Origin of the sequence: Kitasatospora sp. NPDC056783, from assembly GCF_042789895.1 — a bacterium.
Classification (GTDB): domain Bacteria; phylum Actinomycetota; class Actinomycetes; order Streptomycetales; family Streptomycetaceae; genus Kitasatospora.
Genome location: NZ_JBHUAF010000280.1, coordinates 1 through 11,384, shown reverse-complemented (window position 1 = coordinate 11,384; position 11,384 = coordinate 1). Strand labels below are relative to the sequence as shown.

Sequence of the window (11,384 nt, the reverse complement as noted above, 5' to 3'; positions counted from 1 at the left end):
ATCTCGGAGACGGCGCCGACGAGCGTGGTCTTGCCGACGCCGAAGCCGCCCGCGACGACGATCTTCGCGGAGGTGGTGGCGCGGGTGGGAGCGGCGGCGTTAGAGCTTGCGAAGTCCACTGAGGACCCTTTCGAGCAGCGTGACGTCGGGCTGGTTTCCGGATTCGCCGCCGGAAGCGGGCTGGTGGATGGCGACCAGGCCGGCCTCGGCCAGGTCGGCCACGAGGATGCGGGCCACTCCCAGCGGGAGGGAGAGTAGCGCCGACACCTCCGCGACGGACTTGACCTCCGTGCACAGCGTGCAGATCCGCTGGTGCTCGGGGAGCAGGGTGGCCAGGCGCTGCGGGTCGACGTCGGCGGAGACCAGGGCCTCCAGCGCGAGTTCGTAGCGCGGGCGGGTGCGGCCGCCGGTCATCGCGAACGGGCGGATCAGCGGGCCGGAGTCGACTTCGTCCTCGAACTCCTCGACGTGGCCGGGCTCCTGGGCGGGCCGGTAGCCGGGGGCCGGCTCGGACGCCGGGTTCGGGTAGCCGGGCGCCGGGGCGCCGTACGAGGGCTGCCGGGCGAACTGGTCGTACTGGCCGTACTGCTCTTCGGTCCGGGAGTACGGCTGCTGGGGCTGCTGCCCGTACTGGTGCCGGCCGTACTGCTGACCGTGGCCGACGCCGGGTGCTCCGAAGGCGTCATGGCCTGTGCCAGGGTACGGAAGACCGTACTGGCCGCTGCGGTCGTCGGGCGGTGTCACGGTTCCTCTCCTCACAGGGTGCGGCGGTGCGGTGCGAGCTTCGGCGCAGGTCCGGAGCCGGTGGTGCGAGGGCCGTACAACGTCCGAACCCGAGCCCGCCGAAGCGGGCCCGGGAAGGACGCGGAGGTGCTTCGAATACCTGGACGGTATCCGACGGACCGTCAGTGCAGGAGACTGCCCTGGAGTTCCGCGCGGAGCGCGGGGGTGAGGACGGCGCCGGCGCGGTCGACCAGCAGGGCCATCTCGTAGCCGACGAGGCCGATGTCCGAGTCGGGGGAGGCCAGCACGGCGAGAGCGGAACCGTCGCTGACGGCCATCAGGAACAGGAAGCCCCGCTCCATCTCGACCACGGTCTGGTTGACCTCGCCGCCCTCGAAGATCCGGCTCGCGCCGGAGGTGAGGGAGGTGAGGCCGGAGGCGACGGCGGCGAGCTGGTCGGCGCGGTCCCGGGGGAAGCCCTCGGACATGCACAGCAGGAGGCCGTCCGCGGAGACCACCACGGTGTGGGACACCCCTGGGGTGTTGTCCACGAAATTGGTGATCAGCCAGTTCAGGTTCTGTGCGGCCTGGCTCATCTGAGTCAACTCAACGCTCCTGGTGGTTCGAGCCGCCGAAGAGATCGGTGCTCCGGTTCTGTCCGTTGCCGGACTGGTCTGCCTGATCGGGGTCGATCCGGAAGCTTCCGGTGTTACCGGCACTGCGGCCCTGCTCCACACCGCGGCGCAGGTTGGTGAGGCGGCCACGGACCTCCTCCGGGCTGCGGGAGACCTGCGGCCCGTCCTGCGGGGTGGACTTGGCGTTGCCGGGCACCAGGTTCTGCTTGGGCACGCGCCGCGGCAGACCGGCACCGGTGGTGCCGCCGGAGGAGGGCTCGCGCAGCTGCTCGGCCCGCTGCCAGTCGCCGTCGTTCGGCGACTGCCAGGCGGTGCTGGCGGTCGGGCCGGTCGGGCCGTATCCGCCGAGCGCGGACACGTCGTGGCCGCGCTGCTCGGCGGGCGCCGAGGTGTCCTTGGCGCCGGCGAACCAGTTCGGGGCGTCGCCGGAGGGGGTGGCGCCGGCCGGAGCGGCGCCGCCGCCCGCCAGCTGCTCGCCGGGGCGGCGCTGGGGCAGCCCGGACGGCAGGGTGGTGGCGGGAGCCTGCCCGACGGCGGGCAGCGCGGGCGGCTCCGGGGCGTACGGGTGGCCGGCCGGGGACTCCTCGGCGGGGCGGCCGTACTGGTCGTAGCCGTCCTGGGCGTACTCGTCCTGCCGGTAGCCGTCCTGCTGGTAGCCGTACTGGTCGTCGGCGTAGTCCTGCTGCTGGTAGCCCTGCGGGGCGTACTGGTCGTAGCCGTCCTGGGCGTACTCGTCCTGGGCGTACTCGTCCTGCCGGTAGCCGCCCTGGTCGTAGCCGTACCGGTCGTCGGCGTACCCGCCGTCGGCCGGGGCCTGCTCCTGGTGTCCCTGCGGGGCGAACCGGTCGTAGCCCTGCGGGTACTCCTCCTCGACCTCGGCGTCGACCACCGGCGGCTGCGGGGCGCTCTCCAGGGCCGCGCGGCGGACCTGGTCGAGGCGCTGCGAGCGCTGGACGGCCTCCAGGGCGGGGCTGAACCCGCTGGAGCCCGCGTTGCCGGCGCCGGTGAGGTGGTCGTCGAAGCCGAGCTCGGCCGCGCTGCGGGCGTGGTTGTCGGGCGCCCACTCGGCGGTCGGCTCCTGGTCGGCGAAGATCCGGGAGACGGTGAACTGCTCGTCGGGCTCCGGCGCGGGGCCGGACTGGGTGACGAACGCCGGGAGCATGACCAGCGAGGTGGTGCCGGCCGACTCGCCGGACGGGCGGAGCTGGACGCGGATGTCGTGCCGCTGGGACAGCCGGCCGACCACGAACAGGCCCATGCGGCGGGAGATGGTGGCGTCCACCGTGGGCGGCTCGCCCAGCTTCTCGTTGATCTCCGCGAAGTCCTCGGCGGTGAGGCCGATGCCCTTGTCGTGGATCTCGACCAGTACGCGGCCGTCCGGCAGCCGGGTCGCGTTGACCAGCACCCGGGTCTGCGGGCTGGAGAACGTGGTCGCGTTCTCCAGCAGCTCGGCGAGCAGGTGGACGAGGTCGGTCACGGCGGCGCCGACGACGTCGACCTCCGGGATGCCGGAGAGCTCGACGCGCTCGTACTGCTCCACCTCGGAGGCGGCGGCGCGGAGCACGTCGACCAGCGGGACCGGGGTGTTCCAGCGGCGGCCGGCCTCCTCGCCCGCGAGGACGAGCAGGTTCTCACCGTTGCGGCGCATACGGGTCGCGAGGTGGTCCAGCTTGAAGAGGTTCTCCAGCTGGTCCGGGTCGGCCTCGTTGTTCTCCAGGTCGGTGATCAGCGCCAGCTGGCGCTGGATCAGGCTCTGGCTGCGGCGCGACAGGTTGGTGAAGATCGCGTTGACGTTGCCTCGCAGCAGGGCCTGCTCGGCGGCGAGCGCCACGGCCTGCTGGTGGACCTGGTCGAACGCCCGGGCGACCTCGCCGATCTCGTCCTTGCCGTGCAGCGGGATCGGGGTCACCGAGGTGTCGACCCGGTCGGGGTCGGTCTTGGAGAGCTTCTCGACCAGGTCCGGCAGGCGGTGGTCGGCGATCTCCAGGGCGGCGCTGCGCAGGGTGCGCATGCCGAGGATCATCGAGCGGGCCACGTAGCCGGTGAGCAGGCCGGCCAGGATCAGCGCCGCGACGACGATGACCGTGTTGAGGATGGCGTCGTAGAGCGCGTTGTCCTTGAGGCCGCGGGCGTCGTTGACGACGTCGTCCAGCAGCGTGATCTCGGTGTTCCGCAGCGCCTGGATGTGGCTGTCGGCGGCCTGGTTCCAGTTCTCCGACGTCAGACCGGCGTTCTTCGCCTCGGTGTACGCGGCGTCGGCGGCGGCCTTGCCCTTCTGCTGGCCCTCGGCGGCGGCCTGGCTGTAGCCGGCGCCGAGCTGGAGCAGGCCCTGCATGGTGGGCGCCATGCCGTTGGGCATCTTGTACGCCGAACGGTCCTGCGCGGTGGTCAGGGCCATCTGCGCGGCGGCGTACTTGGCGCCGTCCTCGGGGGCGGCACCGGTGTGGAACTCGTTGATGGAGACCTGTTCCAGCTTCTCCGAGATCAGGATCTGCTGGATGACGTCCTGGTTCTCGTAGCGCGTGGTGGCGTTCTGGTTGATGCCGACCAGCAGGTTGAGCATCAGCGCGCGCTGGGTCGAGGCGGCGGCCTTGGCCAGCGAGATCGCGTAGATCGCGCGGCCCTTGCTGGTGGCGTTGGCGGAGCCCATGCCGACCGAGTTGTCGAAGGCCAGCAGCGGGTCGAGCAGCACCGAGTAGGCGTTGGCGGTGGCGCTGACGAACAGTTCGGCGCCGTAGGCGTTGGCCCGCAGGTGCGGCAGGTCGGTCACCAGGGTCTGGAAGGCCTGGTGGCGGCGGGGGAGTTCGCCGGCCTTGTCGGATGCGGCGTAGGCGGCGTTGTACGCCTTCAGCGCGGCGTCGGTGTCACCGCGGCGCTTGGTCACCTCGTTGTTCGGGTCCTGCTTGGTGACCAGGGGTATGAGCGTCTTGTCGCGCTCGTTCTCCAGGGCCTCGGCGAGTTCGGTCGCCGCCTTGGCCAGCTCCGCGGTCTTCTCGGCGCGGGAGGCCTTGATGTAGCCGTCGACCGAGGTGTTCACCCGCAGACCGCCGAAGACGAGACTGATGACCACGGGGATCAGCAGGATCGCGATCAGACGGGCCGGCACGCGCCAGTTGCGCGGGCGGAGGAAGTCGTACCGGGTGGAGCCGCCGCCGCCGCCGTCGCCGGACGGGCCGGTGCCGCGGGGTGCCGCGGGGACGGCCGTCGGCTCGGGGGCCGGGGCGGGGATCGGGCCGCGCTCCTCGGTGGGAGTGAACGCGGAGAATCCGGCCGGGCCCCCGGGGGTACCGTTCGGCTCGCTCTGGCGGGGCTCGGAGCGCCGCTGCGGGGCGGGTTGCTGCTTACGCCTCACTCGACAACTACCTCTCGGCCGACTGCCGGCCATGGATCAATCCAGCGCTACCCCCGGGCCCTGACCGGCCGCCGGACGGGCCGGGGCAGGAGAGATTCAGGGTCAGCTGGAATTTCAGCACGTGCAGGGATGGGGGACAAACAGCCGCCGTCCGGCGCCCGCGTCGTCACAATCGGGACATTCACTGACATCGCGGAGCAAAACCGTGGTCACCTGGCGCTGAGTGACGTGGATTCGCCACGTTGAGTCACTGTTGATCACGAAATGCCTACCGAACTGTTATCCGCTGCTTATAGACGGGCCTTGCGCGCGCCCCCGGCGGCACCGGACGGCCGGTACCGCCGCCCCGACGGTCCGCGGCAGGACGGACCGTCAGGGCCGTACGGCTCCCCCCGCTCAGCGGAGCCGGGCGAGGAGGGCGTGTTCGACGAGGGTGATGAGGGCGCTCTTGGCGCTGTCGCGGCGGCGGGCGTCGAGGGTGATGACGGGGGTGTCGGTGCCGAGTTGGAGGGCTTCGCGGACTTCGTCGGGGGTGTGGGGCTGGTGTCCGTCGAAGCCGTTGAGGGCGACGACGAAGGGCAGTCCGCTGTTCTCGAAGTAGTCGAGGGCGGGGAAGCAGTCGGCGAGGCGGCGGGTGTCGACGAGGACGACGGCGCCGATGGCGCCGCGGACGAGGTCGTCCCACATGAACCAGAAGCGGTCCTGTCCGGGGGTGCCGAAGAGGTAGAGGATGAGGTCTTCGTCGAGGGTGATGCGGCCGAAGTCCATGGCGACGGTGGTGGTGGTCTTGCCGGAGACGTGGCTGAGGTCGTCGATGCCGGCGGAGGCCGAGGTCATGACGGCTTCGGTGCGCAGGGGGTTGATCTCGGAGACGGCGCCGACGAGCGTGGTCTTGCCGACGCCGAAGCCGCCCGCGACGACGATCTTCGCGGAGGTGGTGGCGCGGGTGGGAGCGGCCGCGTTAGAGCTTGCGAAGTCCACTGAGGACCCTTTCGAGCAGCGTGACATCGGGCGTTCCGCCCGACTCGCCCGCGGCGGCGGGCTGGTGGATGGCGACCAGGCCGGCCTCGGCCAGGTCGGCGACGAGGATGCGGGCGACACCGAGGGGTACGCCGGCCAGTGCGGAGATCTCCGCGATGGACTTGACCTCGCGGCAGAGGCTGACGATCCGGGCGTGCTCGGGCAGCAGCCCGCCGGCCCGGTCGGCCGAGCCGGTGGTGGAGATCAGCGCCTCGATGGCGAGCTGGTAGCGCGGGCGGGTCCGGCCACCGGTCATCGCGTAGGGGCGGACCAGCGGCTGCTGCTCGTATCCGTCGGACTGCTGCCCGCCGTAGCCGCTGCCGTACCCGTGGCCGTACGGGCCGGCGGGTGTCGAGGGCGGGGTCATGGGTCCTCCTTGTGCTGCAGCCTTGAGCAGCCGGTTCCAGCTGGGACGATGCCAGCTGAGGCGGGATCAGCTGCCTGAGGGTAGCTGAGCGGGTGTCGCCGGGTCCGGTCGGGTCGGACCCGGCGAGGCGGGTTGGACGGGTGGGCGGTTCCTCACGGGGCTCCGGTCAGTGCAGGAGACTGCCCTGGAGTTCCGCGCGGAGCGCGGGGGTGAGGACGGCGCCGGCGCGGTCGACCAGCAGGGCCATCTCGTAGCCGACGAGGCCGATGTCGGAGTCCGGGGAGGCCAGCACCGCGAGCGACGAGCCGTCGCTGATGGCCATCAGGAACAGGAAGCCCCGCTCCATCTCGACCACGGTCTGGTTGACCTCGCCGCCCTCGAAGATCCGGCTCGCCCCGTTGGTCAGCGAGGTGAGGCCGGAGGCCACCGCGGCGAGCTGGTCGGCGCGGTCCCGGGGGAAGCCCTCGGACATGCACAGCAGGAGGCCGTCCGCGGAGACCACCACGGTGTGGGACACCCCTGGGGTGTTGTCCACGAAATTGGTGATCAGCCAGTTCAGGTTCTGTGCGGCCTGGCTCATCTGGTTCAACTCAACGCTCCTGGTGATCTGCGCCGTCGCCGTCGTTCCGGCCACCGAAACTATCGAATCCGCCCTGCTGGGCACCATGCTGGAAGCCCGTCTGGCCGGCGGCCTGCTCGGCCCCGGCACGGCGGCCCTGCTGGATGCCGCGCCGCAGGTTGGTCAGTCGGCCGCGGACCTCCTCGGGCGCCCGGGAGACCTGGGGCCCGGTCAGCGGCGAGGCCTCGGCGGTGCCGGAGACCAGGTTGGCCTGCGGGGTCCGCCGGGGCAGGCCCGACATGGTGACGCCGCTGGTCGAGGGCTCGCGGATCTGCTCCGCGCGGCGCCAGCGCTCGTCGTTCGCGGACAGGCGCCACGGGGCGTCGTCGGTGCCCGGCTGCTGCTGGCCCTGCTGCTGGCCCTGCTGCGGCTGTTGAGGCTGCGGCTGCTGGGGCCGGCCCTGCGGCTGCTGCTGGGGAGCCCGCTGTTCCTGGGCCTGCGGCTGGAACTCCGGCGCGGAGGTGCCGGGGCGGCGCGGCTGGTACGGCCGCGGCCGGCCCTCGTCCTGCGGGAACCACGCCTGCTGGTCGGCGGGCTGCTGACCGGAGGCCTCGGACGGGCCGGTCGGCAGCGCCATCGGCTCCTGGTGCGGCAGCGGCTGGGGCTGCTGCGGGGCCTGCTCCTGGCGCACCGGCTCCGGACGCGGCGGGTTCGGCACGTTCGGCAGCACCGGCTCGACCAGGCCGAGGCCCAGCGGGTCGCGCGGGTCGATCTGGCTGGCCTCGAAGCGCGGGCGGGCGAACTGCTGGGTGCTCTCCACCGACGCCGGCTCGGCCGTCGGCAGCGGCTGGGGCTGCTGCGGGGCCTGCGGCGGCAGCTGCGGCTGGCGGTCGCGCTGCGGCGCGTCCGGGCCGGGGCGCTGCGGACCGCGCGGGCCCTGGGCGGCCGGGCGGCCGGGGGCACCGGGGGCCTGCGGGGCCGGACGGCGCTGCGGCAGGCCGTCCTGCGGACGGTTGCCCGGGCGGGTGCCCTGCTGCGGTGCGCCGGGGCGGCCGTGCTGCGGCTGCTCGCCGGTCCGGGCGGCCGGACCGCCGTCGAACTCGGCGCCGGGGCGCTCCCGGCCGGGCTGCGGCTGAGCCTGCTGGGGCTGGCCCTGCTGGGGCCGCCCGTTCTGGGGCTGGCCGGGCTGCTGCTGACGGTCGCGGCGGGGCAGACCCTCGGGACCGGCCTGCGGCGGGCCCTGGCGGCCCGGGGCGCGCTGCGGCAGACCGCCCTGCCGGCCCGGCTGCTGCTGGCTGGGCTGCTGCGGGGCCTGCCGCTGCGGGGCCTGCTGGGACTGCGGAGCCTGCGGCTGGGACTGCTGCTGGGGCTGGGCGGGCCTGCGGCCCTGGCCCGGCTGACCTTCGCCCGGCAGTACCGGGTTCTCCCGCAGCGACTGGCCGACCTGTCGGGTCGGCAGGCCGCCGCCGGAGCGGCCGCCGGGCGCACCCGGGCCGCCCTGCGGAGCGGGACCGGTCGGACCGGTCGGACCGGTCGGACCGGTCGGACCGGCGGGAGCAGCCGGACCACCCTGGCCGAGCTGCGGGCGGCCGCCCTGCGGGGCACCGCCGCCCGGGCCACCCTGGCCGGCCTGGCCGAGCGCGGCCGGACCGCCCTGGCGGGCGGGCGGCACCTGGCGCTGCTGGCGCGGGGTCGGGGCGACCGGGCGCTGCTGCTTGCCCTGGCCGGAGCCGCCCCGGCCGGAGCCGCGGCGGTCGCCCGAGTTGGTGACGTCCACCGGGAGCATGACCAGCGCGGTGGTGCCGCCGGAGTCGCTGGGGCGCAGCTGGATCCGGATGCCGTGGCGCAGCGACAGGCGGCCGACCACGAAGAGGCCCATGCGGCGGGAGACCGAGACGTCCACCGTCGGCGGGTTGGCCAGGCGCTCGTTGATGTCGGCGAGGTCGTCGGGGCTCAGGCCGATGCCGGTGTCGTGGATCTCGACCAGCACGCGGCCGTCCGGCAGCGCGTGGCCGGTGACCCGGACGCGGGTCTGCGGGCTGGAGAACGAGGTGGCGTTCTCCAGCAGCTCGGCGAGCAGGTGGACGAGGTCGTTGACGACGCGGCCGGCGACCTCGGCCGACGGGACGGCGGCGAGCTCGATGCGCTCGTACTGCTCCACCTCGGAGGCGGCGGCGCGGAGCACGTCGACCAGCGGGACGGGACGGGTCCAACGGCGGCCCGGGTCCTCACCGGCGAGGACGAGGAGGTTTTCGCCGTTGCGGCGCATGCGGGTCGCGAGGTGGTCCAGCTTGAAGAGGTTGGCCAGCTGGTCCGGGTCCGCCTCGCGGCTCTCCAGCTCGGAGATGAGCGACAGCTGGCGCTGGATGAGGCCCTGGCTGCGGCGCGAGAGGTTGGTGAACATCGCGTTGATGTTGCCGCGCAGGAGGGCCTGCTCGGCGGCGAGGCGGACGGCCTCGCTGTGCACCATGTCGAACGCGTGGGCCACGTGGCCGATCTCGTCGGTGGAGTCGACGGCGACGGGTTCGACGGTGGTGTCGACGTCGTGCGGGTCGGCCTCGGAGAGGGTCTTGACCAGCTCGGGCAGGCGGCGCTCGGCGACGTCCTCGGCCGCGGCCTGGAGGCGGGTCAGCGAGCGCACCATCGACCGGGCGATCAGACCGGCGCCACCGAGGGCGACGAGCAGCACCAGGGCGATCGCGACACCGATGATCAGGGCGTCGGCGTCGGCCTGCGACTGGAGGTCCTGGGCCTTTCCGTCCAGGTTCTCGATGAGCTTGGCCTCGATCCGGCGCTCGGCCGAGATCTTGGCGCTGGCCTTCTCGTACCAGTCCTGGTAGGTGACGACGTCGGTCTGGCGGATGCCGTTCTGGGTGAGGATGGTGCCCGCGTAGCGGTCGGCGTCGGCGACCACCGAGTTGTAGCTCAGCTGGCTGCGCAGGTTGTCCAGGTCGTGCGCGGTGTAGATGTTGTTGAAGCTCGCGACCGCGTTGTCGTACGAGGCGCGCAGGCGGATGCCGAAGGACTCGTCGCTCGGGCTGAGGTCGGGGGACTTCGGGTTGGCGAGCGCTGCGCTGATCAGGGCCCGCTGCTGCGAGGTCGCGTTCTTCGCCAGCGAGAACTGCTGGAGCGCGCGGGTGGAGACGACCAGGTCCTTGTTGTTGGACGCGAGCGCGATGTCCTGGGTGATGGACAGCAGGTCGCGGATGATCACGTCGTAGGCGGTGATCGTCGACTGGATGTTCTGGTTGTTCTGGTACGGCGCGCTACGGGTGTCCGCGATCGAGTTCAGGTCCTTGCGGATCTGGAGCAACAGCGCCTTTCCACCGGACAGTTCGAGGTTCTCGAACTTGTCGGAGGAGGCGGTGAAGGTGCGGCTGAGGTCGTCGGTGGACTTGCGGGCCGCGACGATGTCGTCGTCCAGCGGCGCGGTGGGGTTGCGGGTGATCGGACCGGCGCTGATGTCGCGCTCGGTCTGGAGCGCGTCCGCGAGGTTGGTCGCCTTCTTGGCCAGGTCGGACAGGTTGGCCATCTGGGCGAGTTGCTGCGAGTTCTCCATCGAGGTCTGGATGCGCAGGCCACCGAGGACCAGCGAGACCAGGACGGGGAGGGCGAGCAGCGCGATCAGACGGGTGCGGATGCGCCAGTTGCGCATCGCGAGCCGGTTCAGACCGGTGGCGCGGCGCCGGGTCAGGGAGGTGCGGAGTTTGTCCCGGGCGGACTTCCGCTCCTGGCCGTCCTCCTCCGGGTGGCCGATGGCCTCGGGTGTCACCGGCTCGGCCGGGCCGCCGGGGGCCGCCGCCTGTTGGGGGGCTGCCACAGGCTCGCGCGACTCCGGGTCACCCGCGGCGCCGCTACCCCTTTTGAAACGTCCCTGCACTGGCGTCGCAACCTCTGGACCGGGCGTCCCGCCGCGTCGCCACGGCCTGGACGGTGTCGAGTTTCCATCCGCACCCCGGCCGGTCCGGGAGAGCGGGCACCGGGGTGGACCACTCCCTACCCACGGTCCGTCGCATTCCAGCACAGCCGGGGAATCCCAACAAGGGCCGTACGGACCATGTCGCGGACGCTACCGACTGCTTGTGCGAACTCACGGACTGTGCCGTAACGGGACCGGAATACCGCCTTTTTCGGACACTCGCCGGATACATGCCAAGAGAACCCAGGGCCTGGAACAGTCACAGACCTTCCGGAATGCACCTTATCTGCCGAATGTCGGGAAATCTCGGTGCGGCGATATGTCGGATATCCGGCTTTTGCTTGGCATTTTGTGAGCAAAATCACAGTCTAATGTGTAGCTTTGGTCACGGTCTCTATGGAATGAGATCTCGTAACCTGGGCTGTCTCCGGAGCACGGCCCCGATCAGCCTGCCCAGAACCCTTCCGAATCAATCGGAAAATCCATCAGACCGGTGCCGATCCGTCGCGATCGGCCCGGCCGCGACCACGAGGTGCTCTCGATGTCCCAGGCGAAGAAGGCCACCCAGTCCACGCTGTCCAGCCGCCCCACGGCGAACCCGCGCCGGACGACGCTGGCCTCGGTCGAGGACTTCAGCAAGATTCCGGGCGCCCGCAAGCCCGAGGACGTCGTGACCTACGGCACCGAGCTGCCGGCCGTCACCGCCAACCCGCGCCGCACCCAGCTGATGGTCGCCCCGGTCGTCGTCGTCCGGGACTGACCCGCAGCGCTGCGCGGAGGGCGCCGTCGTCACAGCCGTGGCGACGGCG

Annotated in this window: 8 protein-coding genes and 1 pseudogene; 1 reads left to right on the top strand and 8 read right to left on the bottom strand. The window is 72.1% G+C overall.

Annotated elements, in window-relative coordinates; genetic code table 11:
• The 8 genes and pseudogenes from ACFRMQ_RS29850 to ACFRMQ_RS29815 form a co-directional block, all read right to left on the bottom strand.
• A pseudogene (locus tag ACFRMQ_RS29850) lies at nt 1–119 on the bottom strand (ATP-binding protein); the annotation flags it as partial.
• Nucleotides 100–744, bottom strand: coding sequence for a DUF742 domain-containing protein (locus tag ACFRMQ_RS29845; RefSeq protein WP_380733782.1), 645 nt, complete (start codon nt 742–744; stop codon nt 100–102). The pseudogene ACFRMQ_RS29850 and the gene ACFRMQ_RS29845, both read right to left, overlap by 20 nt.
• A gap of 161 nt (nt 745–905) precedes the next feature.
• Nucleotides 906–1,319: a roadblock/LC7 domain-containing protein gene (locus tag ACFRMQ_RS29840; RefSeq protein ID WP_030057391.1), complete on the bottom strand. Its 414-nt coding sequence runs from the start codon at nt 1,317–1,319 to the stop codon at nt 906–908.
• Between the two features lie 10 nt (nt 1,320–1,329).
• Complete coding sequence (locus ACFRMQ_RS29835) at nt 1,330–4,710, bottom strand: nitrate- and nitrite sensing domain-containing protein (protein ID WP_380733781.1); 3,381 nt, start codon at nt 4,708–4,710, stop codon at nt 1,330–1,332.
• A gap of 396 nt (nt 4,711–5,106) precedes the next feature.
• Nucleotides 5,107–5,691 (bottom strand): ATP/GTP-binding protein, encoded by a 585-nt coding sequence (locus ACFRMQ_RS29830; RefSeq protein WP_097236140.1) that lies wholly within the window; start codon nt 5,689–5,691, stop codon nt 5,107–5,109.
• Nucleotides 5,672–6,097: a DUF742 domain-containing protein gene (locus ACFRMQ_RS29825; RefSeq protein ID WP_316526130.1), complete on the bottom strand. Its 426-nt coding sequence runs from the start codon at nt 6,095–6,097 to the stop codon at nt 5,672–5,674. Before ACFRMQ_RS29825 ends, ACFRMQ_RS29830 begins: the two co-directional genes overlap by 20 nt.
• A gap of 166 nt (nt 6,098–6,263) precedes the next feature.
• On the bottom strand, nt 6,264–6,677 hold the full coding sequence (locus tag ACFRMQ_RS29820) for a roadblock/LC7 domain-containing protein (protein WP_316526687.1): 414 nt from the start codon (nt 6,675–6,677) through the stop codon (nt 6,264–6,266).
• A 10-nt stretch (nt 6,678–6,687) separates the two neighbouring features.
• Entirely contained in the window at nt 6,688–10,476 is a 3,789-nt protein-coding gene (locus tag ACFRMQ_RS29815) for a nitrate- and nitrite sensing domain-containing protein (protein ID WP_380733780.1), read from the bottom strand.
• Nucleotides 10,477–11,068: 592 nt separating this feature from the next.
• Here ACFRMQ_RS29815 and ACFRMQ_RS29810 point away from each other — a divergent pair.
• Nucleotides 11,069–11,335 carry a hypothetical protein gene (locus tag ACFRMQ_RS29810; RefSeq protein WP_380733779.1) on the top strand — a complete coding sequence of 89 codons (267 nt, stop codon included), beginning with the start codon at nt 11,069–11,071 and terminating at the stop codon, nt 11,333–11,335.
• Nucleotides 11,336–11,384 lie beyond the last annotated feature (49 nt).